The 25,893-nt window shown below is 58.1% G+C and carries 25 protein-coding genes, 1 tRNA gene and 1 riboswitch; of the genes, 20 read left to right on the top strand and 6 right to left on the bottom strand.

From position 1 onward, the window contains the following. Positions 1-115: 115 nt before the first annotated feature. From miaB to ACR0AL_RS18865, 10 genes are all read left to right on the top strand, one after another. A complete protein-coding gene (gene miaB, locus ACR0AL_RS18910) occupies positions 116-1,435 on the top strand; it encodes a tRNA (N6-isopentenyl adenosine(37)-C2)-methylthiotransferase MiaB (protein WP_480664257.1) in 1,320 nt (439 codons plus the stop codon). A gap of 182 nt (positions 1,436-1,617) precedes the next feature. Next, positions 1,618-2,382: an outer membrane protein gene (locus tag ACR0AL_RS18905; protein ID WP_480664255.1), complete on the top strand. Its 765-nt coding sequence runs from the start codon at positions 1,618-1,620 to the stop codon at positions 2,380-2,382. A gap of 144 nt (positions 2,383-2,526) precedes the next feature. Continuing rightward, positions 2,527-3,549, top strand: a complete 1,023-nt coding sequence (locus tag ACR0AL_RS18900) for a PhoH family protein (RefSeq protein WP_170351771.1) — start codon at positions 2,527-2,529, stop codon at positions 3,547-3,549. A 33-nt stretch (positions 3,550-3,582) separates the two neighbouring features. Further along, complete coding sequence (gene ybeY, locus ACR0AL_RS18895) at positions 3,583-4,077, top strand: rRNA maturation RNase YbeY (protein ID WP_170351770.1); 495 nt, start codon at positions 3,583-3,585, stop codon at positions 4,075-4,077. Positions 4,078-4,112: 35 nt separating this feature from the next. After that, positions 4,113-5,003 (top strand): hemolysin family protein, encoded by an 891-nt coding sequence (locus tag ACR0AL_RS18890; protein ID WP_480664252.1) that lies wholly within the window; start codon positions 4,113-4,115, stop codon positions 5,001-5,003. Next, a complete protein-coding gene (gene lnt, locus ACR0AL_RS18885) occupies positions 5,000-6,496 on the top strand; it encodes an apolipoprotein N-acyltransferase (protein ID WP_170351768.1) in 1,497 nt (498 codons plus the stop codon). The genes ACR0AL_RS18890 and lnt overlap by 4 nt, the downstream gene beginning before the upstream one ends. Positions 6,497-6,538: 42 nt before the next feature. Further along, positions 6,539-6,587, top strand: a riboswitch (SAM-SAH riboswitch). Between the two features lie 5 nt (positions 6,588-6,592). Further along, positions 6,593-7,774 (top strand): methionine adenosyltransferase, encoded by a 1,182-nt coding sequence (gene metK, locus ACR0AL_RS18880; protein ID WP_480664250.1) that lies wholly within the window; start codon positions 6,593-6,595, stop codon positions 7,772-7,774. A 132-nt stretch (positions 7,775-7,906) separates the two neighbouring features. Further along, complete coding sequence (trmB, locus tag ACR0AL_RS18875; protein WP_170351766.1) at positions 7,907-8,617, top strand: tRNA (guanine(46)-N(7))-methyltransferase TrmB; 711 nt, start codon at positions 7,907-7,909, stop codon at positions 8,615-8,617. A gap of 68 nt (positions 8,618-8,685) precedes the next feature. Next, positions 8,686-10,032, top strand: coding sequence for a 3-phosphoshikimate 1-carboxyvinyltransferase (gene aroA / locus ACR0AL_RS18870; protein ID WP_480664248.1), 1,347 nt, complete (start codon positions 8,686-8,688; stop codon positions 10,030-10,032). Beyond that, positions 10,029-10,646 (top strand): (d)CMP kinase, encoded by a 618-nt coding sequence (locus ACR0AL_RS18865; RefSeq protein WP_480664246.1) that lies wholly within the window; start codon positions 10,029-10,031, stop codon positions 10,644-10,646. Before aroA ends, ACR0AL_RS18865 begins: the two co-directional genes overlap by 4 nt. Before the next feature lie 18 nt (positions 10,647-10,664). On the opposite strand, the gene ACR0AL_RS18860 is transcribed toward ACR0AL_RS18865, so the two are convergent. Next, entirely contained in the window at positions 10,665-11,144 is a 480-nt protein-coding gene (locus ACR0AL_RS18860; protein WP_170351763.1) for a YHS domain-containing (seleno)protein, read from the bottom strand. A gap of 218 nt (positions 11,145-11,362) precedes the next feature. On the opposite strand from ACR0AL_RS18860, the gene ACR0AL_RS18855 reads away from it, so the two are divergent. Both ACR0AL_RS18855 and ACR0AL_RS18850 read left to right on the top strand, forming a co-directional pair. Beyond that, positions 11,363-11,887 (top strand): hypothetical protein, encoded by a 525-nt coding sequence (locus ACR0AL_RS18855; protein ID WP_170378974.1) that lies wholly within the window; start codon positions 11,363-11,365, stop codon positions 11,885-11,887. A 220-nt stretch (positions 11,888-12,107) separates the two neighbouring features. Next, a complete protein-coding gene (locus tag ACR0AL_RS18850; RefSeq protein ID WP_170351761.1) occupies positions 12,108-13,793 on the top strand; it encodes a tryptophan halogenase family protein in 1,686 nt (561 codons plus the stop codon). 187 nt (positions 13,794-13,980) lie between these two features. Here the strand turns inward: ACR0AL_RS18850 and ACR0AL_RS18845 are convergent, their stop codons facing one another. After that, positions 13,981-15,444 carry a sulfatase family protein gene (locus ACR0AL_RS18845; protein WP_254429618.1) on the bottom strand — a complete coding sequence of 488 codons (1,464 nt, stop codon included), beginning with the start codon at positions 15,442-15,444 and terminating at the stop codon, positions 13,981-13,983. Positions 15,445-15,752: 308 nt separating this feature from the next. On the opposite strand from ACR0AL_RS18845, the gene rpsA reads away from it, so the two are divergent. The 8 genes from rpsA (at position 15,753) to ACR0AL_RS18805 (ending at position 22,676) form a co-directional block, all read left to right on the top strand. Then, positions 15,753-17,429 carry a 30S ribosomal protein S1 gene (gene rpsA / locus ACR0AL_RS18840; protein WP_010438032.1) on the top strand — a complete coding sequence of 559 codons (1,677 nt, stop codon included), beginning with the start codon at positions 15,753-15,755 and terminating at the stop codon, positions 17,427-17,429. 271 nt (positions 17,430-17,700) lie between these two features. Further along, positions 17,701-17,985, top strand: coding sequence for an integration host factor subunit beta (ihfB, locus tag ACR0AL_RS18835; RefSeq protein WP_037310872.1), 285 nt, complete (start codon positions 17,701-17,703; stop codon positions 17,983-17,985). A 3-nt stretch (positions 17,986-17,988) separates the two neighbouring features. Beyond that, on the top strand, positions 17,989-18,342 hold the full coding sequence (locus tag ACR0AL_RS18830) for a lipopolysaccharide assembly protein LapA domain-containing protein (RefSeq protein WP_170351760.1): 354 nt from the start codon (positions 17,989-17,991) through the stop codon (positions 18,340-18,342). A 9-nt stretch (positions 18,343-18,351) separates the two neighbouring features. Next, positions 18,352-18,993 (top strand): phosphoribosylanthranilate isomerase, encoded by a 642-nt coding sequence (locus tag ACR0AL_RS18825; protein ID WP_170351759.1) that lies wholly within the window; start codon positions 18,352-18,354, stop codon positions 18,991-18,993. Between the two features lie 47 nt (positions 18,994-19,040). Continuing rightward, complete coding sequence (locus tag ACR0AL_RS18820) at positions 19,041-19,376, top strand: hypothetical protein (protein WP_170351758.1); 336 nt, start codon at positions 19,041-19,043, stop codon at positions 19,374-19,376. 67 nt (positions 19,377-19,443) lie between these two features. Beyond that, positions 19,444-20,691, top strand: a complete 1,248-nt coding sequence (gene trpB / locus ACR0AL_RS18815; protein ID WP_480664244.1) for a tryptophan synthase subunit beta — start codon at positions 19,444-19,446, stop codon at positions 20,689-20,691. A gap of 293 nt (positions 20,692-20,984) precedes the next feature. Continuing rightward, positions 20,985-21,057, top strand: a tRNA-Gly gene (locus ACR0AL_RS18810). Between the two features lie 473 nt (positions 21,058-21,530). Further along, positions 21,531-22,676 carry a slipin family protein gene (locus ACR0AL_RS18805; RefSeq protein WP_480664242.1) on the top strand — a complete coding sequence of 382 codons (1,146 nt, stop codon included), beginning with the start codon at positions 21,531-21,533 and terminating at the stop codon, positions 22,674-22,676. A gap of 42 nt (positions 22,677-22,718) precedes the next feature. On the opposite strand, the gene ACR0AL_RS18800 is transcribed toward ACR0AL_RS18805, so the two are convergent. The 4 genes from ACR0AL_RS18800 to ACR0AL_RS18785 form a co-directional block, all read right to left on the bottom strand. Continuing rightward, on the bottom strand, positions 22,719-23,093 hold the full coding sequence (locus tag ACR0AL_RS18800; RefSeq protein WP_170351755.1) for a DUF2237 family protein: 375 nt from the start codon (positions 23,091-23,093) through the stop codon (positions 22,719-22,721). Positions 23,094-23,102: 9 nt separating this feature from the next. Then, a complete protein-coding gene (locus ACR0AL_RS18795; RefSeq protein WP_480664240.1) occupies positions 23,103-24,266 on the bottom strand; it encodes a serine hydrolase domain-containing protein in 1,164 nt (387 codons plus the stop codon). 82 nt (positions 24,267-24,348) lie between these two features. Beyond that, positions 24,349-25,029 carry an aminoacyl-tRNA hydrolase gene (gene pth / locus ACR0AL_RS18790; RefSeq protein WP_480664239.1) on the bottom strand — a complete coding sequence of 227 codons (681 nt, stop codon included), beginning with the start codon at positions 25,027-25,029 and terminating at the stop codon, positions 24,349-24,351. A gap of 138 nt (positions 25,030-25,167) precedes the next feature. After that, entirely contained in the window at positions 25,168-25,824 is a 657-nt protein-coding gene (locus ACR0AL_RS18785) for a 50S ribosomal protein L25/general stress protein Ctc (protein ID WP_480664237.1), read from the bottom strand. Positions 25,825-25,893: the final 69 nt, after the last annotated feature.

The raw sequence follows: 25,893 nt of genomic DNA, 5'->3' as shown, positions 1-25,893 counted from the left end.
GTCCGGTTCCACTTTGCTGGAATCTGCTGTCAAAATCGGGTATCCGCCCCGGCATTGCAAGCGGCGTTCGTAGGGTATAGATGACGCCGATCCCGTCAGCGCAAAGGCCATACCCATGTCGGAACCCAAAAAGCTGTATATCAAAACCTACGGTTGCCAGATGAACGTCTACGACAGCGAACGCATGTCCGAGACGCTGGGTGGGCAGGGCTATGTGGAAACGCAAAGCCCCGATGATGCCGACATGATCTTGCTGAACACCTGCCATATCAGGGAAAAGGCCGCCGAAAAGGTCTATTCCGAACTTGGCAGGTTCAAGGGCCTAAAGGCGGAAAAGCCTGACCTCAAGATCGGCGTGGCGGGGTGTGTGGCACAGGCCGAAGGCGAAGAGATCATGCGCCGTCAGCCGCTGGTTGATCTGGTCGTAGGGCCGCAAAGCTATCATCGCCTGCCCGAGATGGAGGCGAAGACGCGCACCGGTGCCAAGGCGCTGGACACGGATTTCCCCGAAGAGGACAAGTTCGAAAAGCTCAAAAACCGTCCCAAGGCCAAGCGTGGCCCGACGGCGTTTCTGACCGTGCAGGAAGGCTGTGACAAGTTCTGTGCCTTCTGCGTGGTGCCATATACCCGCGGTGCCGAAGTCAGCCGACCCGCAGATCGTATTATCCGCGAGGCGCAAGACCTGGTTGAACGCGGCGTGCGTGAGATCACTCTGTTGGGGCAGAACGTCAACGCTTATCACGGAGCTGGTGCAAACGGAGACATGACACTGGCCGGGCTGATTTGGGAGTTGAACAAGGTTGATGGGTTGGAGCGCATCCGCTTTACCACCTCGCACCCCAATGACATGGCCGACGACCTGATCGAGGCGCACGGAACCTGCGAGAAGCTGATGCCGTATCTGCATCTGCCGGTGCAGTCAGGCTCGGACCGAATCCTCAAACGCATGAACCGCAGCCACACCGCCGAAAGCTATCTGCGCCTGATCGAACGTATCCGCGCTGCGCGGCCCGATATCGTGATGTCTGGGGACTTCATCGTTGGCTTCCCTGAAGAGACCGAAGAGGATTTCCAGGCCACCATGGATTTGGTGGAAGAGGTCAAATACGGCTATGCCTATTCCTTCAAATACTCGACACGTCCGGGAACGCCTGCAGCCGAGCGGCCTCAGGTTGATCCTGATGCGGCGGATGACCGTCTTCAGCGCCTGCAGGCCCTGATCACGCGGCATCAGCGGGAAATTCAGGACGCAATGGTAGGGCGCAAGGTCAAGGTTCTGTTTGAAAAATCTGGACGGCTGCCAGGCCAGATGGTCGGGAAATCCGAGTATTTACATTCGGTTCACGTGTCTGACGCCGATGTCGCGGTCGGAGAATTGCGAGGTGTTCAAATCACCGCCTCAGGGGCAAATTCGCTGGCCGGTGCGCTGATCTGATGCCCCCCCAAAGTGCTGTTTGAAAGCCATAGTGGGTAATTGTTCCAAAAATTAACCCTTGATTTATCGCCGGTAACTATGTTCGGACAAAAGCCGGACGTATTTGGGGAAAAGGGTTTCTGTTTCCTAAATTTCAGGTCGGTGCTGACCCTGTTTTCGGGCCAGGACGATGGAGGGTACGAGTGAAATTCCTAACACGTTTCTTTGGGACAAACGGCCGGTTTGTTTTTCCGGCGGTGCTGGTGCTTTCACTTTTTTCCAGCGCAACGGTGGCGGGTAACCTTGAACGGGGGGTGACGGATCCCCCGGTTGTCAGTCCCAAGCGTTTGGCCAGCGACGTTAGCGCGTTCTATCTTGGCCTGAGCGGGGCCTACGCATCGGGTGGCACGGACCGATTCGGACTGCGCACCCAGACGGATCTTTTCGAAATCGGAGAGCTGGACCTGAGTGGCGGCTACGGTGGTATCCGTGGCGGTTGGCGTGGTGTTCTACCGGCAATCGGCGGCCGGGATTATGTTTATGGGTTCGAACTCGGCTATGACTTCGGAAAGATCGACGATGAGGTGTCGATGGATATTGGCACTGTAGCTGTTACTGGCGGATCTGAGGTTTCGGACATTATTTCCCTACGTTTTCGCAACGGTTTGACCAACAAGAGCGGCACCGTTCTGTATTTTGTCTCGGTCGGGTACGTGCAGGGTGACATCACAACGTCAAGCAGCCTGTCCACGGGCGGCACGGTTCAATCCTTTGAAGACAGTGACTCTCGAAATGGGTTTTCAGCCAGTATCGGTGCAGAACACAGTCTGAACGACAACTGGTCGATCACGGGTGAGTTTGAATACGTGCAATTCGACTCGCGCGAGGTTGAATTCGACAACGGGTTCTCAACAAAATCCACCCCTCGCTACCGTGGTTTGCGTTTTGGATTGAATTACACCTTCTGAAGCTGTCCGCGATTGGGGTGGTGCTCGGCTGCGTCTGATTTCGGCGGTTTTACCATCTGTTTGGGAAAAAATGAAACTGTGGCTTGCGCCCACCGAGAAATGTTGTCTACGCTCGGGGTATAAACGCCAAGACAGGAGAACGGATTGGCCATCGGTGCCCTTACCCCACCGCAAGATGACATGCCCCAAAGTGAGGCGTTTGTTGAATTCCCTGACAATCGGTTGTTGATTGATTTGTGCGGCGAGTATGACCGCAACCTGACCGAAATCGAAACGAAGCTGTCTGTCCAGATCGTGCGCCGTGGCAATCAGTTGGTTGTCATGGGTGACGAAGACGCTCAGAAGCAGGCGATAGAGGTGCTGCAGGCCCTTTACACCCGTCTGGAAGGTGGGCGCGATGTTGAGGCCGCCGATGTGGATCGCGAATTGCGGATGGGCGGATCGGAACAGGAAACCGGCAGCCGCGACGGTGATCAGCTTGAGATGTTCAAGGGCGGCACGGTTGAGATCAAGACCCGCAAAAAGCTGGTCGAGCCGCGCACAGACGCGCAAAAGGCCTATGTTCAGTCGCTGTTCCAAAATGAACTTGCGTTTGGGATCGGTCCCGCAGGCACGGGTAAGACCTACCTGGCTGTTGCCGCTGGCGTGTCGATGTTTATCGGTGGGCATGTGGATCGGATTATCCTCAGCCGCCCCGCGGTCGAGGCCGGTGAAAAGCTGGGTTATCTGCCCGGTGACATGAAGGACAAGGTCGATCCGTACATGCAGCCGTTGTATGACGCGCTGAATGACTTTTTGCCCGGCAAACAACTGGCCAAGCTGATCGAGGAAAAACGAATCGAAATTGCTCCTCTGGCCTTTATGCGCGGGCGAACCCTGGCCAATGCATTTGTAGTGCTGGATGAGGCGCAAAACGCCACGACCATGCAGATGAAAATGTTTCTGACCCGTCTGGGTGAGGGCAGCCGCATGGTGATCACAGGTGACCGCTCGCAAGTCGACCTGCCGCGCGGGGTTCAGTCGGGGCTGAAAGATGCGGAACGTTTGCTGAAAACGATCCCGAATATCAGCTTTAACTACTTCACCTCGAAAGATGTGGTCCGCCACCCGCTTGTCGCCGCCATTATCGAAGCGTATGAGGCCGACTCGGGCCGTGAGACGGGGTAATCGTCCGCAGCCGAAGGCTTTGGACGTGGTGACATGAACCTTGAACTGACAATTGAAGACGCACGTTGGCAGGGGCTGGAACCCTTGGCCACGCGTGCCATTCAGGCGGTGTTGGACTATTGCGGTTTGGACTCTGACCTGTGTGAAGTCAGCCTTTTGGCCTGTGATGATGCGCGCATCGCCGAACTGAATGCGGAGTTTCGGGAAAAGCCCACACCGACCAATGTGCTCAGCTGGCCCGCCGAGGATTTGGCAGCCGAGGAACCGGGGCAGAGCCCGACGCCGCCTGAGCCGGACTTCACCGGTGAAATCCCGTTGGGGGACATTGCGATTGCCTACGACACCTGCGCGCGCGAGGCGGATGAGGCAGGGAAATCAATGAATGATCACGTCATGCACCTGATCATTCACGGGACTTTGCATCTGCTGGGCTACGATCACATTCGTGACACCGACGCCACTTTGATGGAAACGGTTGAGGTCGCTATACTTGGCAAAATGGGTATCGATGACCCATATAATATGTAGACGGGCCATCAAGGCCGATTATTTGGAATAGGATTATGGGCGAGACAGACGGCAGTTCTATGGCGGCGCAGGGCGCGCAAACCAGGAACAGCGGTGAAGATAGTAAAGAGAAAGCCGGTTTCTTTTCTCGAATAGTGGATGCGTTTTCGCCGCAGGGCGAGGATGAGGAAAGCCAGGTGACCAACGGTCACGAGGTCGACAAGGCACAGCCGCGCGGCATGATCAACCTGCGGCGGATGCGGGTTGAGGACGTGGCCATCCCAACGGCCGAGATCATCTCGGTTCCTTCAACGATTACCAAGGATGAGCTGGCGAAGGTGTTCCGCGAAAGCGGTCTGTCGCGGGTTCCGGTGTATGAGGGCACGCTGGACACGCCTTTGGGGTTCGTCCACCTAAAGGACTTTGCCCTAACCCACGGATTCAACGGTGGGTCCAGTGAATTCGATCTGGTCAAGATGCTGCGGACGTTGCTGTTCGTTCCGCCTTCGATGCCGATTGGGGTTCTGCTGACCAAGATGCAGACGGAACGTCGACATATGGCGTTGGTGATCGACGAATATGGTGGTGTCGACGGGCTGCTGACGATTGAGGATCTGATCGAACAGGTCGTGGGTGAAATCGCGGATGAACATGACGCGGATGAAGATCAGCTTTGGGTTCAGGACAAGCCGGGTTGTTACATCGTTCAGGCCCGCGTCCCGTTGGAAGAGTTCGAGGCTGAAATCGGGCGCTCGCTGACCAGTCACGAGGACGTGGATGAGGAAGAAATCGACACTCTGGGCGGTCTGGTCTTTATGCTATCAGGCCGGGTGCCCGCACGGGGTGAGGTTGTCTTGCATCCCGAAGGCCCTGAATTCGAGGTGATCGACGCCGATCCACGCCGGATCAAGCGTCTGCGCGTCATGTTGCCGGATCTCGTTGTATGAACCCTGCACAGGGTTGGTCCATTTGGCTGAAATGTGCATTGGCGGCGCTGCTGGGTGCGCTGGCGGCGTTTGGCCTTGCCCCGTTTGGTGTGTGGGCGGCAACGCTGGTTGCTCTGGTGCTGCTGGCGCCGTTGTTTCTGTCAACCGAGACTAGGGGCAGGGCCGCTTGGCTGGGCTGGGCTTTTGCCACCGGGTATTTCGCACATGGTCTCAGCTGGATTGTCGAGCCGTTCTTGGTGGACGCGGAACGTCACGCCTGGATGGCACCCTTTGCCCTGATCTTCATGGCCGGAGGGTTGGCGTTGTTCTGGGCGCTGGCCTTTTGGATCGCGCGGCGGCCTGCGGGTGACGCAAACACACAAGCCGTTTTTCTGGTTGTGACCGTGTCGCTGGCGGAAATGGCCCGCGGCTATGTGCTGACAGGATTTCCATGGGCGGGGCTGGCGCAGGTCTGGGTCGGCTCTCCGGTGGCCCAGCTTTTGTCATTGGTCGGACCCTATGGTTTGGGCGCGTTGACCCTGTTGGCGACGTTGCCCTTGGGGGCGGCGCTGGCGCAACGCGGTGGATTTGCATTACCGCTTGGACTGACAGTAGGCGCGGCCTGTTTGGCGCTGGGCTATGGCACCGCGCGTCCGGCGGTTACGGAAACCGATCATGTCGTGCGCCTGATCCAACCGAACGCGCCGCAACATCAAAAATGGGATCCCGAATACGCGCCTTTGTTCTTTGCACGCCAGATAGAGTTTACTGCGGCGCAGCCTCGGCCCGATCTGATTGTCTGGCCCGAAACCTCGGTACCTGCCTGGCTGAGCAGCGCGCAGCCCTATCTGGATGCCATTGCCGATGCGGCGCAGGGCACGCCGGTTTTTTTGGGCATTCAGCGTGGTGACGGACCGCGTATCTATAACTCGATGATCTATCTGGATGAGAAGGGCCAGCAGCAGGGTCTGTACGACAAGCACCACCTGGCCCCGTTTGGGGAATATGTACCGTTCGGCGAGGTGATGGCAAAATTTGGTATCTATGGCATGGCGGCGACCAACGGCAATGGGTTCACCGCTGGGCCCGGGGCAGCTTTGATGGATGCGGGCAAGCTGGGCAAGGCGCTGCCGTTGATCTGTTATGAGGCAGTGTTCACGCAGGATGTTTTGTCCGCGCCGGGGCGCGCGGATTTTCTGTTGCAGATCACCAACGATGCGTGGTTCGGCACACGGTCTGGACCCTATCAGCATCTGGCCCAGGCTCAGATGCGCGCGATTGAGCAAGGCCTGCCGATGATGCGGTCAGCCAATACCGGCGTGTCGGCGATGATTGACCCTTTGGGGCGCATCACGCAGGCGCTTCCATTGGGTCAGGCTGGATATTTCGATGCAAAAATGCCTGCTCCGTTTGTCTCAACGGTGTATTCTAGGAATGGGGATGTTCCGGTCTTTGTCCTACTGGCGGCTCTCTTCGCGCTGTTTTGGCGCAACGCCCGGCGCGCGCATGCATAATTACCGATTGACCCTGTGTTTGTGTGGGCGTATCCCCTCGCATGCTCGTCACAACGGCTTCCTGGCGTGATGGGGAAATCTTAATGGAGCACTTTCATGTCTCGACAGAACTACACTTTTACTTCGGAATCCGTATCCGAAGGGCATCCGGATAAGGTTTGTGACCGAATCTCGGACGCTGTACTTGACGCATTTCTGAACGAAGAACCCGAAGCCCGCGTGGCGTGCGAAACCTTTGCGACCACCGACCGTGTCGTCATTGGCGGCGAAGTAGGTCTGTCTGATCAGGAAAAATTGCACGACTATATGGGCCGCATCGACGAGATCGCGCGCGCCTGTATCAAGGATATCGGTTACGAGCAGGACAAATTTCACCATGAAACCGTCGAGGTGACGAACCTGCTGCATGAACAATCCGCCCATATCGCACAGGGTGTGGATGCCTCGGACAACAAGGACGAGGGCGCCGGTGACCAGGGCATCATGTTCGGTTATGCCACCACCGAGACCCCCGCGCTGATGCCCGCGCCGATCCAGTATTCCCATGCGATCCTGCGGCGCTTGGCCGAGGTGCGCAAGAACGGGTCTGAGTCCGCGCTGGGCCCGGATGCAAAATCGCAGCTGTCCGTGATTTATCGGGATGGCAAGCCGGTCGGCGTCAGCTCGATCGTGCTGTCGACCCAGCATCTGGATGAGTCGCTGAGCTCGGACGACATCCGCGCCATTGTCGAACCTTATATCACTGAAACCCTGCCCGACGGCTGGCTGAACGCTGATACCGAATGGCACGTGAACCCCACCGGCAAGTTCGTGATTGGCGGACCTGATGGTGACGCCGGTCTGACCGGGCGCAAGATCATCGTGGACACCTATGGCGGTGCCGCACCGCATGGGGGCGGCGCGTTTTCGGGCAAAGACCCGACCAAGGTGGATCGCTCGGCGGCCTACGCTGCGCGCTATCTGGCCAAGAACGTGGTTGCTGCGGGCATGGCAGAGCGCTGCACCATTCAGCTGAGCTATGCGATTGGTGTGTCCAAGCCGCTGTCGATCTACGCGGATACGCATGGAACGGGTCAGGTGGAGAATGCGGATATCGAGAAAGCCGTTGATAAGGTGATGGATCTGACACCGCGCGGTATTCGTGAGCATCTGCAACTGAACAAGCCGATCTACCAGCGTACGGCGGCCTATGGCCACTTTGGTCGTCAGCCTGATGCGGATGGCGGTTTCAGCTGGGAGCGTACGGATCTGACCGACGCTCTGAAGTCGGCAGTCTGACCGTTCCACAATGAAATGGTGCGCCCTTGCGGGCGCGCTCCATTGTAGGAAATGCAATTTGGGGCGGCGTGTCGGCAGATCTGACGCGACCGCCCCTTGCTTTGACCCCGCCTGCGCAGTATGGGCACCGCCATGAGCACCCAGACTCCCCAACGCCCCCGCAGAAACTTCTATGGCCGCTTTAAGGGCAAGGCCCTGAAGCAGAGTCAAAAGACGTATCTGAACGAAGACCTCGATGCTTTGTCGCCTGGTGCGGTGGACTGGGACGCGAATCCTGAACGTCATCCGCTGGACCTAAAGGCACTGTTCGGCGGTAAAGATGTCTGGCTTGAGGTCGGCTTTGGCGGTGGTGAGCACCTGGTCCATCAGGCCGCCAGCAACCCCGATATCGGTATCATTGGGGCCGAGCCGTATATCAACGGCGTCGCCATGTTGCTGGGCAAGATCCGCAAGGCCGGGGTCGAAAACCTGGCCGTTCATCCCGGCGATGCGCGGGATTTGTTCGATGTGCTGCCCGAGGCCAGCATTTCACGGGCGTTTCTTTTGTATCCTGATCCATGGCCCAAGACGCGTCATCACCGTCGGCGTTTTGTGACGCAGGAACATCTGGAGCCACTGGCCCGCACGCTAAAGCCCGGTTCGTTTTTTCGCGTTGCCACCGACATTCCCGACTACGTCCGCCAGACGTTGGAGGAGGTTCCACGTGCCGGGTTTGAATGGCTGGCCGAACGCCCCGCTGATTGGCGCGAACCGTGGGATGACTGGATTTCCACCCGCTATGAACAAAAGGCTTTGCGTGAAGGCCGGACGCCACATTACCTGACCTTCCGGCGCAAAGACTGATTGCCGCTGGACCAACCGGCTCCAATTCGCTAATCCGCCTTGAACTGATAGCGAAAACAGGAGCCCCCATGTCCGGACACGGCACGCCCATCCCGATGACCTCGCATCCCTGCGGCCCGCTGACCGGCACGGCAGAAGTGCCCGGTGACAAGTCGATCTCGCACCGGTCGCTGATCCTGGGCGCAATGGCGGTGGGTGAGACCAGAATCTCGGGCCTGTTGGAAGGTGAGGATGTTCTGGACACCGCCAAGGCCATGCGTGCCTTTGGGGCTGAGGTTACGGATCACGGCGACGGTGAATGGAGTGTGTATGGCGTGGGCGTTGGTGGATTTGCCGAGCCCGATCAGGTGATTGACTGCGGCAACTCGGGTACCGGTGTGCGGCTGATCATGGGCGCGATGGCGACCTGCCCGATTTCCGCGACCTTCACGGGTGATGCAAGCCTGAACAAGCGACCGATGGCCCGCGTCACCGATCCACTGGCACTGTTCGGAACGCAATCGGTTGGGCGCTCGGGCGGGCGGCTGCCGATGACCATCGTGGGTGCGGCAGAGCCTGTACCGGTGCGGTATGAGGTGCCGGTGCCGTCGGCGCAGGTGAAATCCGCGGTGCTGCTGGCCGGTCTGAACGCGCCGGGCAAGACCGTTGTGATTGAGAAAGAGGCCACCCGTGACCACTCGGAACGGATGCTGGCCGGTTTCGGGGCCGAAATCAACGTCGAGGATACGGATGAAGGCCGGGTGATCACGCTGACCGGCCGCCCTGAGTTGAAACCGCAGGCCATCGCTGTGCCGCGCGACCCGTCCAGTGCGGCCTTTCCGGTATGTGCGGCACTAATCACGCCGGGCTCTGACGTGTTGGTGCCGGGCATCGGCCTGAACCCGACCCGCGCGGGGCTGTTCACCACATTGCGCGAAATGGGCGCGGATCTGACGTACGAAAATGAGCGGGAAGAGGGCGGCGAACCCGTCGCTGATCTGCGCGCGAAATACTCTCCGAATATGAAGGGGATCAATGTGCCGCCCGAACGCGCGGCCTCGATGATCGACGAATATCCTGTGTTGTCTGTGGTTGCGGCCAATGCCAACGGCACCACGATGATGGGCGGCGTGAAAGAGCTGCGCGTCAAAGAAAGCGACCGGATTGACGCCATGGCGCGCGGGTTGCGGGCCAATGGTGTGACCGTGGACGAGGGCGAAGAATGGTGGTCGGTCGAAGGGTTGGGCATCGGTAACGTCCCCGGTGGTGGCACCTGCGAAAGCTATCTTGATCACCGCATTGCCATGTCGTTCATGGTCATGGGGATGGGTGCGAAGTCTCCGGTTTCCGTGGATGACGGCGGGCCAATCGCGACCTCGTTCCCGATTTTCGAGCCGCTGATGGCCGCCCTGGGTGCCAAGGTCGAACGCGCATGAGTTTCACCGTCGCCATCGACGGCCCTGCGGCGGCGGGCAAGGGGACGATCTCGAAAGGGGTGGCGGCGCTGTTCGGTTTTGCGCATCTGGATACGGGGCTGCTGTATCGCGCGGTCGGGCGCCGAACGCTGGACGGGACTGACCCCATCGAGGCGGCGCAGGCATTGACTGCGGAAGAACTGGAACAAGGCGATTTGCGTACGGCCGAGATTGCGCAGGCGGCCTCGAAAGTGGCAGTGATCCCCGAGGTGCGCGCGGCGTTGGTGGATTTCCAGCGCGCCTTTGCCCGTCGGGCAGGGGGGGCTGTGCTGGATGGGCGCGATATCGGAACAGTGATTTGCCCCGAGGCAGAGGTAAAGCTGTTTGTCACCGCCAGCGCCGAGGTTCGGGCAGAGCGCCGCTTTTTGGAACTGCGCGCAAAGGGCGCTGATGTGACCCGAGAGTTTGTGCTTGCAGATGTGCGCGAACGCGACGTGCGGGATGCCGAACGCAGTGCTGCGCCGATGAAGCCTGCCGCAGATGCTGTGCTGTTGGATACGTCTGATCTGAGTATCGAAGCTGCTTTGGCTCAGGCCGTAGCTCTTGTCGAAAGCAAACGCCCCGCAACGTCCTAACGCCGCGGGGAGAGGTAATTACAGCTCGCCTACGGCGACGGATTTGATCTGCGCCCACTGATCATCAGCGGTTTTTGCTGTGGCTGGCACGTCTTTCAGAAACGCAGCCCGAGTTTCAGCGTTCAGGAACAGATACAGCTTGCCGTCTGTGACCAGATACTGGTCCGGGTCGCCATCAAATTTCTTGCCGACAGACACGCCGAAGGAACAGAACCCGCCGTGCTGTGGCAGATAGGCGGTGGGGTTGGCCTCGAACGCCTCGAGATTGGCGGCGCTGGTGAAGTAGTACGATGCCCCGTCGTAGGTCGAGGAATGGGTGGCAAACCCTTCGACCGGGTTGCCTTCGTTGACCAGGGCCACCAGATCGACGCCATGTGCTGCCAAGGGCGCGCCCGCGGCCGAGATGCCGTTCGAGACATTGATCTCGTCCGCTGCAAAGGCCGGTGCGGCGATCAGGGGCAAGGTGGCGATCAGGGTTGTCAGAACCAGAGATTTCATTGTGTTTTCCTTTCCTGTTCAGGTTCGGGTCGGCGGGGGAGCCAACCGCTGAAACAAAGTTAGGGGCAGTGTTTTGAACGGGCTATCGCAGTAAGATCGGCAAACCTTGCAGATCGTTCAAACTTATGGCGGCGCACGACATACTCTTCACTAAGCTTTGTTTGGTCAGGGTGCAGGCAGGTACCTATTGTAAGGGAGTAGCCTGCAGGAGAGATGCCATGATCCGACTAGCCCTAGTGTTGATTTTTCTGGCCGGAGGTCTGGCGGCCCAAGATGCGCCTGAGACCGAGCCACCGATGGACTATGAACGTCTGGGCAAGATCCTCTTTGCGCTTGATCCCGAGGCACAGCCGCAGGGGCCGGGCTTTGCTTTGACACTGTCGGATGTGCCTGTTCTGGTCGTCACGGATATCAGCACTGATCGCATGCGTGCGATGGTGGCAGTCCGCAGTGCTGATGAACTGTCAAAAGAGGAATTGCACCGAATGATGCAGGCCAATTTCGACACCGCTTTGGATGCGCGCTATGCGATTGCCAACGGAATCGTTTGGGCAACATTCATTCATCCGCTTTCGTCTTTGAAGAAGGACCAACTGATCTCTGGCTTGGCACAGACAGTGAATATCGCTGCAACTTACGGCACGTCCTACACCGGTGGGGCGATTCAATTTGGTGGCGGTGACAGCAACGAATTGCAGCGACAATTGATCGAAGATCTTCTGAAGAAAGGTGAGGAGATTTGACGAGCGTTTAGGATTCGAGCCTGTGCTGATACCTGCCCACTCCACAGATCTCAATCCTGTACGATAGGCCTGAAATTCCCAGTGCTATAGGCCCTAGCTGGACGCAATAAAGCTGTTATAGTCTTCGATACGCCATAAGGGAAAGCTGCGATCTAAGTCCAAAACACAAAAAATGGGCACGTAGCTATAATATCCCTTGAGCCAACAGGGACAAAAAAACATGAATAATCGTTTGCGCAAGATCACCATCGTCGGTGGCGGCACAGCAGGGTGGATGACCGCGCTGATACTGGAAATGGTGCTTTCACGCACGTCAGCGGAAAAGGATCGCCCTCGCATATGCCTGATCGAGAGCCCCAATATCGCGACAGTGGGTGTGGGCGAGGCGACAGTGCCGCGCATGCCGGTCACGCTCCGTCAGGCGGGTATTTCCGAGCGGGACTTTTTTCGCGAAACCAACGCGTCGTTCAAGCTGGGTGTGAAGTTTTGCAACTGGAACAAGGACCGCAAAGGCAATCGCATCGATTATGTGAACCCCTTTGCGCATGGCCAATTGTTGGAAGGGTTGGAAACAGCCGAGTATTTCTTGCGCTTTGGCAATGGGGATCGGGATTTTACGCGGTCCATCTCACCACATGATGATCTGGCCCGTCTGTGCAAAGGCGCACGGCAGTTGGGGCAGCCTGAATACGAACAGCGGTTTGGCTATGCGTATCATCTGGATGCTGTGAAATTTGCCGGCATGCTCACCAAAGTCTGCACCAAGCGCGGTGTGGAGCATATTCAAGATGAGGTGAAATCGGTCGAACTGGATGAACAGGGCAATGTCAGCCATCTGATGTTGGAACGCCAGGGCCGCCATGACATCGAGATGGTCATAGACTGTACAGGGTTCCGCGGCTTGATCATCAACCAAGCGCTTGGCGAACCGTTTATGGATTACTCGGACTATTTGCCAAATGATCGTGCCATGGCGTTGCAGATCGAGCATCCCAACCCAAAGAAGATTGAAAGCGTCACGCGCTCGACCGCTCTCGGCGCAGGTTGGACCTGGCGGGTGCCTCTCTATAACCGTGTGGGAACGGGCTATGTGTTCTCATCCGCGCATCGCACGGATGATCAGGCGGCGGATGAATACCTCAAATGGCTGGGTGACAGCGGCAAGGGCGCGACGCCGCGCGTGATCCCCATGCGCATCGGGCGTGTGCGCAATGCCTGGGTTAAGAACTGTTTGGCGATCGGCCTGTCCGGCGGGTTTATTGAACCGCTAGAGAGTACGGCGATACATATGGTCGATCATGCGGTGCGGTGGTTTGCGGAACACTTGCCCACGCGAGACATCGAGCCATCCTTGCGGACGCGGTATAACCGGCAGATGAACAAGCTTTATGATGAGGTTCTGGAGTTCATCTGTCTTCACTATCGATTGGGTAACCGCACTGACGATCAGTATTGGATCGATGCGCGGACAGAGATGAAGATACCGGATCGGTTGGCGGAAAACCTGGAGCTATGGCAGCATCGTCTGCCAATGGAACATGACATCGAATTTGCGACGTTGTTCAACTTTCGCGTTTACCAAACGGTTCTATTGGGCAAACAGGTTTATGATACCGGTTACGGGACCGGCATCCGTGATCGTCTGCGGCCACTAAAGCGACAGATTTGGTTCCAGGGTATGAAGACTGCGAAAGCACATCTTGCGCAGATCCTCACAAAAATGCCGGATCACAAAATGCTGTTGCATGATATCCGAGGGGAGTTGCAGCGACCAGCATTCGGCAAGACAATGGCGACGAAGCCGACAGTTACGATGCCGGGCGCGGCGCCATCATCCGTACCGATCCAAAACATGCCGAACTTTGCCGAAATCCAAAGCGGCGCGAAGGATTTGCAACTGTTCTAGACCTTCTTTGCGTTCGCTACTGAGGGCGCTTGAGGTGAAGCTGAGGGTGGAGTGTTATATTCTCTACCCTCAGAATGGGTCTTTGACGCTCTGGGCGCGCGATTGCGGCGGCACACATCAGTTCGGGTACGGTGACCTACAGCGTGAGCTGATACGAGCTTCTCAAAAAAAGGCGAGGAATTCTGAACTAGAGCGCGGATCCTTCGCGCTGCTTTTCTTGCTCGGACGGGGTTGGAGTGTGGTTGAAGACGAATGCCGTTCGACAGGCTTCTTCTCCGCCCAGCTCGGCAATCTTCTTACGCTGATCCTCAAAGGCACGCGCGTTGACCTCTTCGGGGTCACATATTTCGCGCAGACGGCGTTCGCCTTCGACCAACGCCGCTTGAACTTCGGGGTCGTTAACTCTGTCCGTGGCGCGATTGGTCTGTTCATTCGGGTCCGATGCAAGATCAAATAGTTGGGGGTCATGCCCAACGTAATAGACGTATTTCCACTTATCCCAGCGCACCATAAAGCTGCCGGTTTTTGACCCCCCGTCATGATATTCACTGAACACGGTTCGGTTGGGATCATCCGGTGCCGTGGCCAGATCGATAAGCGAAACGCCCGGTTGATCGGCATTGCCTGCATCATCAGGAACACCGCAGACGTCCCGTGCGGTTGCTGCAATGTCTGTTAGGTTTGTACAGGTTGAGACTTGCTTGCCGTTGGGAATACCGGGCCCGGCGAGGATCATCGGAACCCCGGCGCTGGCCTCATACATCACCTGTTTGGTCCAGAACCCCTGATCGCCCATCATGTCGCCATGGTCTGAAACATAGACAATGACCGTATTTTCGGCCTGACCACTTTGGGTCAGAGCTGTCAGGATGCGCCCCACGCAGTCGTCCATGAAGGATGTTAGCCCGTAGTATGCGGCCTTGGCTTCGCGCATCTTTTGTTCATCAAAATAGTCATCGTAGTTGAAGAACGACGCAATGTTTTGCAGCTCTGCGTGATCAGGGAGGCCGTGGCCATAGCCCACCGGCAGGTCCATATCCGCGGGATCATAATGGTCGTACCATTCCTCGGGGCAAGTCAGCGGATAATGCGGGCTGACCAGGGACACAAAGGCGGCCCATGGTGCATCGTGACGTTTCGGATCGGTCAGCCATACCTCAGATGCGGCGGTAATATCCAGATCATAGTCGGTATAGGTGCTGGACCCGGTGCCGACATCACCCGCCAGTTCGGCGGCTGAATCATACGCGGGCGGGTTCTCGCGCAGCAGGCCGACGGCCCAACCAATTCCTCCGACGACATGCATGGGAAGTATTTCCTGCGAGAAACCGTTGTCATCCTCGGCCGAGCGAAAATGCAGCTTGCCGATCGAGACGACCTCGCGCCCCGTGTCTCGCAGTTGACGCATCCAACTGCGCGGATGCCCGGCATAGGGTGTCGCGCTGTCCCAGTGACCAGTGGTATGCACCCACTCTCCGGTAGCCAACGCGGCGCGGGTGGGAACGCACATTGGCGACGGTGTATAAGCCGAGGTGAACATCGTACCCCGCGCCGCCAAGGCGTCCAGATTGGGGGTTTTGACGATCGGGTGGCCAGCGCATCCCATCGCGTCCTTACGGTGTTCGTCGGAAATAATGACCAGAAAATTCAAATCGTCTGCTCCTTGATCGCTGGATTGAGCCTAGCATCGTTTCGCCGACGGAGGACTTTAACTTGCGACAACTGGGTCGCTTTCCGGCTTTGACTTGCAGTGCTTCAGCAGACTCGCTATAGAGCACGCGTCTGAACAAGGGCGGTCAACGTCCGGATGACGTATCTGAGCAGGGCCGGGTTACCTCGGCCCTTTGTGTTTGTGTAGTCAGATGCGCCCCGGATCACGCCTGAAGGCATCATGAAACAAGACCGGCGGAAACAACCGCTCGGCCAGTAAAAACGTTATGTAAAGGAAAACAACGCCACATGGCTAACGCATCCATGGAGGAATTCGAAGCCCTCCTGAACGAAAGCTTCGAAATGGACACACCCGAAGAGGGTTCTGTTGTCAAAGGCAAGGTTCTGGCGATCGAAGCCGGCCAAGCCATCATCGACGTAGGCTACAAAATGGAAGGCCGCGTTGATCTGAAAGAATTCGCAAATCCCGGCGAAGCCCCTGAAATCGCTGTAGGCGACGAGGTCGAAGTTTACCTGCGCGCCGCAGAAAACGCCCGCGGCGAAGCTGTCATCTCGCGCGAGATGGCCCGCCGTGAAGAGGCATGGGACCGTCTGGAAAAAGCATATGCCGACGACCAGCGCGTCGAAGGTGCAATCTTTGGTCGCGTCAAAGGTGGCTTCACCGTCGATCTGGGTGGCGCAGTCGCGTTCCTGCCCGGCTCGCAGGTTGACGTTCGCCCCGTGCGCGACGCTGGCCCGCTGATGGGTCTGAAGCAGCCGTTCCAGATTCTGAAAATGGACCGCCGCCGTGGCAACATCGTTGTTTCGCGCCGCGCAATCCTGGAAGAATCGCGTGCCGAGCAGCGTGCCGAAGTCATCGGCAACCTGTCCGAAGGTCAGACCGTCGAGGGTGTCGTCAAGAACATCACCGAATACGGTGCATTTGTTGACCTGGGCGGCGTTGACGGCCTGCTGCACGTCACCGACATGGCATGGCGCCGTGTGAACCACCCGTCCGAGATCCTGACGATCGGCGAAACCATCAAGGTTCAGGTCATCAAGATCAACAAAGAGACCCACCGCATCAGCCTGGGCATGAAACAGCTGCAGGAAGATCCGTGGGATCTGGTTGCTGCCAAGTATCCGCTGGGCTCGGTCCATCAGGGTCGCGTCACCAACATCACCGACTACGGCGCGTTCGTCGAGCTGGAAGCCGGTGTCGAAGGTCTGGTGCACGTGTCCGAGATGTCCTGGACCAAGAAAAACGTCCACCCCGGCAAGATCGTTTCGACCAGCCAGGAAGTCGACGTCATGGTTCTGGAAATCGACGGCGCCAAGCGTCGCGTGTCTCTGGGCCTGAAACAGACTCAGCGCAACCCATGGGAAGTGTTTGCAGAAACACACCCCGAGGGCACCGAGGTCGAAGGCGAAGTCAAGAACATCACCGAATTCGGTCTGTTCATTGGCCTCGAAGGCGACATCGACGGCATGGTTCACCTGTCGGACCTGTCCTGGGACGAGCGTGGCGAGGATGCGATCCAGAACTACCGCAAAGGCGACATGGTTTCAGCCGTTGTCTCGGAAGTTGACGTGGAAAAAGAGCGTATCTCGCTGTCGATCAAAGCCCTGGGCGGTGACAAGTTTGCCGAAGCCGTGGGCGGCGTGAAGCGTGGCTCGATCGTGACCGTCGAAGTGACCGCAATCGAAGATGGCGGCATCGAGGTGGAATACGAAGGCATGAAGTCCTTCATCCGCCGTTCGGACCTGAGCCGTGACCGTGCCGAACAGCGCCCCGAGCGTTTCTCGGTTGGTGACAAGGTCGACGTCCGCGTCACCAACGTCGACAGCAAGACCCGCCGTCTGGGCCTGTCGATCAAAGCACGCGAGATAGCCGAAGAGAAAGAGGCCGTGGAACAGTATGGTTCCTCCGACTCGGGCGCATCGCTGGGCGATATCCTGGGTGCAGCGCTGAAATCGGGCGACTAAGCCCGGGCCTCAGCCTTAGCCGAATTTACGGCCCCGCGTATCCGCGCGGGGCCGTTTTTGTTGCGAATCAATATGTTCCAAAATTTGGGCTTATTCCGGCTGTCGTTCACGCTTTTGCGGTGAATTTCACGCTCGCAAGCAAAAAAACGCGTGACTTGGCGCGAAAATGAAGGCTTTGCACACAGAGTTTACGTTCCCCCGATCACGGTTTTTTCCTATACTGTCCAAATAAATAGAGATGGCTAACCGGTCGCCTGGGAGGGTAACGCTTATGATCCGTTCAGAACTGATTCAGAAAATCGCCGACGAAAACCCGCATCTGTATCAACGCGACGTCGAGCGGATCGTGAATACCGTGTTCGAGGAAGTGACGGATGCCATGGCACGCGGTGACCGCGTAGAGCTACGTGGCTTTGGTGCCTTTTCGGTAAAACAGCGCGACGCGCGCGTTGGCCGCAATCCGCGCACCGGGGAAACTGTTCAGGTCGAAGAAAAATGTGTTCCATTTTTCAAAACTGGCAAGTTGCTAAGGGACCGATTGAACGGTAAAGCCTAGGGCATGATACGCTACCTTCGATATGCTTTTCTGGCGATCCTCGGGATCGTTCTCATCTCCGTCTCGCTGGCCAATCGCGAAACGGTTGAACTGACCCTGATGCCCGAAGCTTTTGCCGAGCTTTTGGGCTTTAACCTCAGCACGTCGCTGCCGCTGTTTGTCGTGGTGCTGGGCGGTGTGGTTGCGGGCCTGATCATCGGTTTCCTGTGGGAATGGCTGCGCGAGCATAAGCATCGCCGTGATGCGACTGCAAAGAAGAGCGAAGTGCGCAAGCTTGAGCGTGAGGTTAAGAAGCTCAAGAAAAAGCAGAACGAAGGTCAGGACGAAGTTCTGGCGCTGTTGGACGAGGCCAGCTGAGGCCCTTTTATGTCTGATGTCTCCGTCAAAATCTGCGGTCTGACCGCCCCTGATCACGTGCGCGCAGCGGTGGATGCTGGCGCACGCTATATCGGGTTTGTCTTCTTTCCCAAATCGCCCCGCCATCTTGAGGTCCCGGCCGCCGCAGAACTGGCCCATTTGGTGCCCGCCGGGGTTGCCAAGGTCGCCCTGACGGTGAATGCGACGGATGAGGAATTAGACCGGATCGTCGCCAATGTACCGCTGGACATGTTGCAACTGCACGGCAAGGAAAGCCCGGATCGGGTGGCCGAGGTTCGCGACCGATTTGGTTTGCCGGTGATGAAGGCTATCGGCGTGGCCGAGGCAGAAGACCTTGCTGCGATTGATCTCTATTCCGAAGTTGCCGACCAGCTGCTGATCGACGCCAAGCCGCCACGTAACGCGGAACTGCCGGGTGGCAATGGTCTGGCGTTTGACTGGCGTCTGTTAGCGGGACGCAAATACTGGCAACGTCCGTGGATGCTGGCCGGGGGGCTGACGCCCAAGAACGTCGCCGAGGCGATCCGCATGACCGGCGCGCGACAGGTGGATGTCTCGTCAGGAGTCGAAGGCGCACCCGGCGTCAAGGATTCGGCATTGGTCCGGGCCTTTATCGACGCGACCCGGTGATCTGATCGGCAAACACCTGCGTATCCCCGATAGGGGAGGACGTAATCATGCTGGCGGCGATCGGCGGAGTTTCATTGAAACGATGGTACTATGGGCCAGAGTTCTTCTGGCGCGCCCGTCAGGCATTGCTACAAGCGCGCGGTGACCCCTTGTGCATGCATGCTGGCGTGTTCCCACACCAGGGGCTGTATTTCTCGCTAAGCGTCTGGCACGACCTCGAAGCCATGTTAACCTTTGCTCAGTCGGGTCCCCACCGCCAGGTCGTTCTAGCGGCCAATCGACTGGCAGATGTGAATCAGTTCTATCACTTTCCCTGTATTGCCGTGCCCAGCAACCAGCAGGCGTTACAGGTTTGGGCACAGCATGTTCAAGCGGCGGAATGATACGTTTTGCCATGGCAAATCCTGTCGTCACCTCCTATGAACAACGGGTACGACGAGGGAGACACCCATGGCCAACGATCTTTTCAATTCCTTCATGTCCGGACCTGACGAAAAGGGCCGTTTCGGCATATTCGGCGGGCGGTTCGTCAGCGAAACGCTGATGCCTCTGATCCTGTCGCTGGAAGAGGAATATGAAAAGGCCAAGGACGATCCCACCTTCTGGGCTGAGATGGACGACCTGTGGGCGAATTATGTGGGCCGCCCGTCACCGCTGTATTTCGCGGAACGCCTGACCGAGCATCTGGGCGGCGCGAAAATCTACCTGAAACGCGATGAGCTGAACCACACCGGCGCGCACAAGATCAACAACGTTCTGGGCCAGATCATTCTGGCGCGACGCATGGGCAAGACCCGGATCATTGCGGAAACCGGTGCAGGGCAGCACGGCGTAGCCACCGCGACTGTCTGCGCCAAATTCGGTCTGAAATGTGTGGTCTACATGGGCGCGCATGACGTGCAGCGTCAGGCTCCGAATGTGTTCCGCATGCGCTTGCTGGGCGCCGAGGTGATCCCGGTGACCTCTGGCCGTGGCACGCTGAAAGACGCGATGAACGACGCGCTGCGCGACTGGGTAACCAATGTCCGCGACACGTTCTATTGCATAGGCACCGTCGCTGGTCCGCACCCGTACCCGGCGATGGTCCGGGATTTCCAGTCGATCATTGGCAAGGAAGCCAAGGAACAGATGATGAAGGCCGAAGGTCGTCTGCCCGACACGATCATTGCCGCCATTGGTGGTGGATCGAACGCAATGGGCCTGTTTTACCCGTTCCTCGACGACAAAGACGTCAACATCATTGGCGTTGAGGCCGGCGGCAAAGGCGTGAACGAGAAGATGGAGCACTGCGCCTCGCTGACCGGCGGGCGTCCGGGCGTTTTGCACGGCAACCGCACCTACTTGCTGCAGGATGACGACGGACAGATTCTGGAAGGCTATTCAATCTCGGCCGGTCTGGATTATCCGGGTATCGGTCCCGAGCACTCGTGGCTGAACGATATTGGCCGCGCCAACTATGTGGCTATCACCGACAAAGAAGCGCTGGAGGCGTTCCAGCTGTGCTGCGCGACCGAGGGTATCATTCCGGCGCTCGAGCCCAGCCATGCGCTGGCACATGTGATGAAAATCGCGCCCGAGCTGCCCAGAGATCACCTGATCTGCATGAATATGTGCGGGCGTGGCGACAAGGACGTACAGACCGTGGCCAAATATCTGAACTTCGACATGTCGGATACCGAAGGCCGCAGCGCCGACTGACCAAGCGGTAAAATTTGAAATTTTTGACAAGAGCGGCGCGCCTGAAACGGGTGTGCCGCTTTAAATTTCAGCCCTGAGCTTTTCGAATATTGCGCAACTGGGTAACTTTGTTGCGTGACCGCCACAGGTGCGATTTTGACCTTCAGAAATTTATTGAGCGAATCCAAACCTTTCGCCTAAACCCGCCGTTACCGGTCACATCGGGCCGGACCCTAGCGGGCAGAGGTGATCACTCTCTCGGTGCGGACGGCGCTGCCGAAACCGTATGCCAGGGCCGAAACCGGGGATTGGTACGCTTTGTAGCTCAGTTGGATAGAGCGGCAGGTTTCCCATCTGTAGGCGAAGGTTCAATTCCTTCCAAAGCTCCAAATGTAGCTCATTCTGGTGAGAGCAATCGACCGCAAATCGATGTGTAACGGGTTCGAATCCCGTCATTTGACAAAGCTGTTAAGTCAGCACCGGCCTTCCACGCCGGCCCGTGAAAACGGTCCAAAATCATAAGGGTCCGGGTGTTCCCCAGCAGGGGTGACACCGCGCAACGTCAGGCTTTGGCCGGGCGGGGCAGGGGTCTTCGCTGCTCTGGTCTTGGGCCGGAGGGCAGATGACGGTGCCGCCGGATCGGTGCCCCGCTTAGCCCTTTGGGCAAGGCGGCGCATCGGTCCCGCGCCCCTCTCTCTGACCTTCCCGCGCAGGGGCATGGCGCGGGGGATGCTCGGATCTTTCCTGCCTTCGTCCGAAGGCCTCACACCTGTCACCCGTTCGGGGTGCAACCCACTGAAAACATGAAAAGGAGTTCGCATTTGCGACGACGATAGAGCGAGACGAAAAGGAGAAATGATATGACACTGTTCCAAGATCTGATTGACCGGCTGACCGGCCATCGGCGGCTGACCCTGACCGAGACCCAGCGGATGCTGGTCCTGCGCAACGGGGTGTTCGATGCAATCCTGGGTGCCGGGAAACACCGGCTGCCGCGCAAGGATGTGCTGACCGAGTTGCACGATCTGGAGAAGCTCTTTTTCGTGTCGCCCTATGAACGGGCACTGATGCAGAACCGGCCCGAGTTGGCCGCCAAGCATCTGACCGAGTTCCGGGCTGGGCCTGACGAGGTTCTGGTTCTGCTGCGGGATGGGGTCCCTGTTCGGGTGCTGAACCCCGAAGCGCGGGCGCTGGTCTGGAAGGCCGCAGGGCCGTGGAAGGTCGAGCATCACGCGCTGACCGAGACCATGGTTGTTCCCAAAGTGGCGGCTCAGCGGTTGGTTCGGGCCGGGCTGCGGCTGAACCTGACGCAGGTCGAGGTTGCCGAAGGGCATACCGGGCTGCTGACGGTTGACGGGGTACTGGTGGATCAACTGGACCCTGGGGCGCATGCCTTCTGGAAAGTGGGGCGAAACGTCGAGGTTAAACAGATCGACCTGCGGCAACGGACCCATGAGGTGACAGGGCAAGAGATCCTGACCAAGGACCGGGTTACCATCCGGGTCAACCTGTCTGCCGATTACCGGGTCATTGATCCGGTCACGGCGGTAGGGTCGGTCAAGGACTTCGATCAGGCCTTGCACCGGGCGCTGCAACTGACGTTCCGGAAGACCTTGGGGGCGATGACGCTGGACCGGCTGCTTGCCGAGAAAGTGACCGTCGACACCGAAGCCGCGGATCGGGTGCGGACACAGATGGCCGGGATCGGTATCGAAGTGGGGGAGATCGCGTTGAAAGACGTCATCCTGCCCGGGGAGATGCGGGAGATCCTGACCGCCGTGGTCGCCGCCGAGAAACAGGCTGAGGCCAACGTCATCCGGCGGCGGGAAGAAACCAATGCCACGCGGTCCCTACTGAACACCGCGAAGGTGATGGCGGAAAACCCGGTGATGCTGCGGTTGAAAGAGCTGGAAGCTCTGGAAACCATCGCCGGGAAGGTCGAGCGGCTGACGGTCCATAACGGGACTGAAGGGCTGATGTCTGACCTTGTCAAACTGCGGGAGTGATCCCGAATAAGGACCGGTCCGGGGGTTTCTGGGCCGGTCCGCTTACTCTGAAGCGGCGTTTTCTTTCAGAAGGCGTAGCGGAATGATCTCAAGCGCCCGCTGATGGGTGGCTTCAAGATGCACCTTGGGCGCGCAACCTTCGTCATGGGCCTGCAGGAAGCGCGCGGCGCACAGGCACCAACTGTCACCGGGGTTCAGACCCGGAAAGTTGAACTCCGGGCGCGGGGTGCTCAGGTCGTTTCCAACGTATTTCGAAAAGGCCAGAAACTCGGCCGTCATCACCGCGCAAACCGTGTGGCTGCCCTGATCTTCGGGGCAGGTATTGCAGGCCCCGTCCCGAAAGAAACCAGTCAGCGGATCACGGGAACAGGGGCTGAGAACGCCGCCCAATACATTAATACTATCTTGTTTTTGCATAGGATCACCTTACAGACTTTGGGAGATCTTGCGGAACATTTCTATGTTTGCTTCGTTAATGCCGGGATCGCGGAACTGGCGATCTGCGCCGGTTGTGACGATCAGCACGCCGCGCGGCTGGTCGAAATAGATGTACTGGCCGTACACGCCACGGGCTAGAAACTCGCCTTCGTGCGCACCGAGGGGAATCCACCATTGATAACCATAGCCGATCTTGCCGGGCGCAGTGGGCGCGCTGGGCAGGACGGATTCGGTGATCCAGTCGGCCGGGACCAGTTGCTGGCCGTCATGGACGCCATTTTGCAGGATCATCTGACCAAAGCGTGCGAAATCGCGCGTGGTGAAGTTCAATCCACCTAACACAAAAGCAACTCCGGCACCGTCAGTCACGTAATAGCCGTCGTGTTCCAGGCCCAACGGCTGAATGATCTTTTCGACCAACAAATCTGTCACACTGCGCCCCGTGGCCCCGCGGATGACCATTCCAATCACATGGGTATCGATCGACACGTATTGCCAGGTCTCGCCCGGCGTGGCGAACGTATCCTGCAGTGAGGCCGCGAAATCGTCCAACTCTCCGCCCAAGGCGATGACACGACCCATTCGGTTGATGTCCGAATTGGGGTCGAAATAATCCTCATCGAAAGTAACTCCGCTGGCCATGTTCAGCACATTGCGGATCGTCGCGCCGTCATAGGCGGTGCCCTCCAACTGCGGCGCATATTTCACCACGGGATCGTCCAGCGAGGCGATTGCACCCTCGGCCAACAGGATGCCGAAAAGCGCGGACAGATAGCTTTTAGCCACCGACCACGAAATTCGACGATCCTCGGGCGTGGTACCCAGATAGTATTCTTCGAACCGGATTTGCCCGTCCTGCATCACCAGAAGAGAGGTGACAGCGCGATCTTCGATCCACGCATCGGTATCCTCGGGCAGATCAAAGCCGGGTCCGTAAGGCAATTCCCAGGTCGGCCCGTCGCCACGGGGCAAGTCGACCGTCAGGAAAGCGTCGTTCATATGAGAGAAGTTGTGAACGATCTTTTCCTCGGAAAACAACGAGTTCACGGCCATAAGGCGTTGCAGTTCTTCGCGTTTCCAGAACCCGACAACGACCGCTGCCAGCACCAGCATCAACACGATGCGCAGCACCCATTTCAACATAGATCTCATATGTCGCCTCCCCGATCCATGCTGCATTGGAACGCGCCAAAAGCCGTTGTGCAATTGGGACGTTGCGGCAAGGTCACCCGTCTTATTTGAACTTGTCCAGTAGCTTCTGCATGGCCGAGCGCGTATCGACCTCTGGTTCTGCAGCACGTTTGGCGGTTGCTTTGGGCGCCTCGGCCGGTGACTTTGACGACCGGGGCGGGGCTGTGCGTAGGGCGACGGCGTTCATGAATTTGCCGCCATCCCCGTCGGCCAGATAGCATGCACCGTCCGACACGCCGCGCAACACGTCGTCAAGCCAGTCGGAATCGGCCTTGGCAAAGTCGCCCAGAACGTAAGGAGAGACCATTTCCTTCCGGCCCGGATGCCCGATCCCCAGCCGTACTCGATCATAGGCGGGGCTGATATGTTCGTGGATTGAACGTAGCCCGTTGTGCCCGGCATGCCCGCCGCCCGCCTTGACGCGCACCTTGCCGGGGGCGAGGTCCAGCTCATCATGAAAGATCGTCACATCGGTCGAGTCGAGCTTGTAAAACCGCATCGCCTCACCCACGGACTGACCAGAACGGTTCATGAAGGTCTGCGGTTTGATCAGCAGTACCTTTTCGCGGCCTAACCGACCTTCGGAGATCTCGGCCTGAAACTTGGATTTCCACGGGCCAAAGCGGTGATCCTCGGCAATGCGATCAACAGCCATAAAGCCGATATTGTGCCGGTTGCGGGCATATTTCGACCCCGGGTTCCCCAATCCGACAAACAATTTCATAGTCTCGTCCTTGTGCATTGCGACATGAGCAGGTGGTTGATGGCACGGAATGCCACCGGTTTTCCAGCCCATGTGCGCCAAAAGAAAACGGGGCCCGATCAAGGCCCCGTTTCCAAATCCGAATTGTTGGGTCCGGACTTATTCTTCTGCTTCTTCCTGGCCGACGACTTCAACTTCGTCAACGGCCACTTCTTCGCCTTCTTCCTCATCGTCGTCGGTCGCCAGACCGGTCGGTGCCGAAACGTTCGCAATCACGAAGTCTCGATCGATGGTCGGCTTAGTGCCTGCGGGCAGGTCCACGGCCGAGATGGTGACAACGTCGTTGATCTCCATGCCGGTCACGTCGACAACGATCTTTTCAGGAATGTCACCTGCGGTACACATCAATTCGACTTCCGGACGGACAACGGTCAGAACGCCACCCTTTTTGATGCCGGGGGCCTCTTCCTCGTTGATGAACTCAACCGGGATGAACAGCGCGATCTTAGTGGTCCGACGCAGGCGCATCAGGTCCAGGTGAGTCGGCAGGTCTTTGACAACGTCACGCTGAACGTCGCGGCAGATGACACGAACGTCTTCGTGGCCTTCAACCTTCAGGTTCCACAGGGTCGACTTGAACCGGCCTGCTTTTAGGCGCTTGAACAGGACGTTGAACGGGATCTGAATTGGCAGCGGCTCTTTATCGCCACCAAAAACAATGCCCGGAACCATGCCGTCTCGGCGTGCTTGACGAGCGGCGCCCTTGCCTGTCCCCGTCCGTTCCAGAGCTACGAGATCAGGAATCTCTCCAGCCATGATAATTCTCCAATGTTAGGGCGGGCATCCTCCAAGGCTGTATGCCCGCGTGAAGCCGCGTCCTTATCT

The organism is Ruegeria sp. BB1 (genome assembly GCF_056539465.1).
The sequence above is the reverse complement of the archived record's forward strand: the minus strand, read 5'-3'. Positions and strand labels throughout refer to the sequence as shown.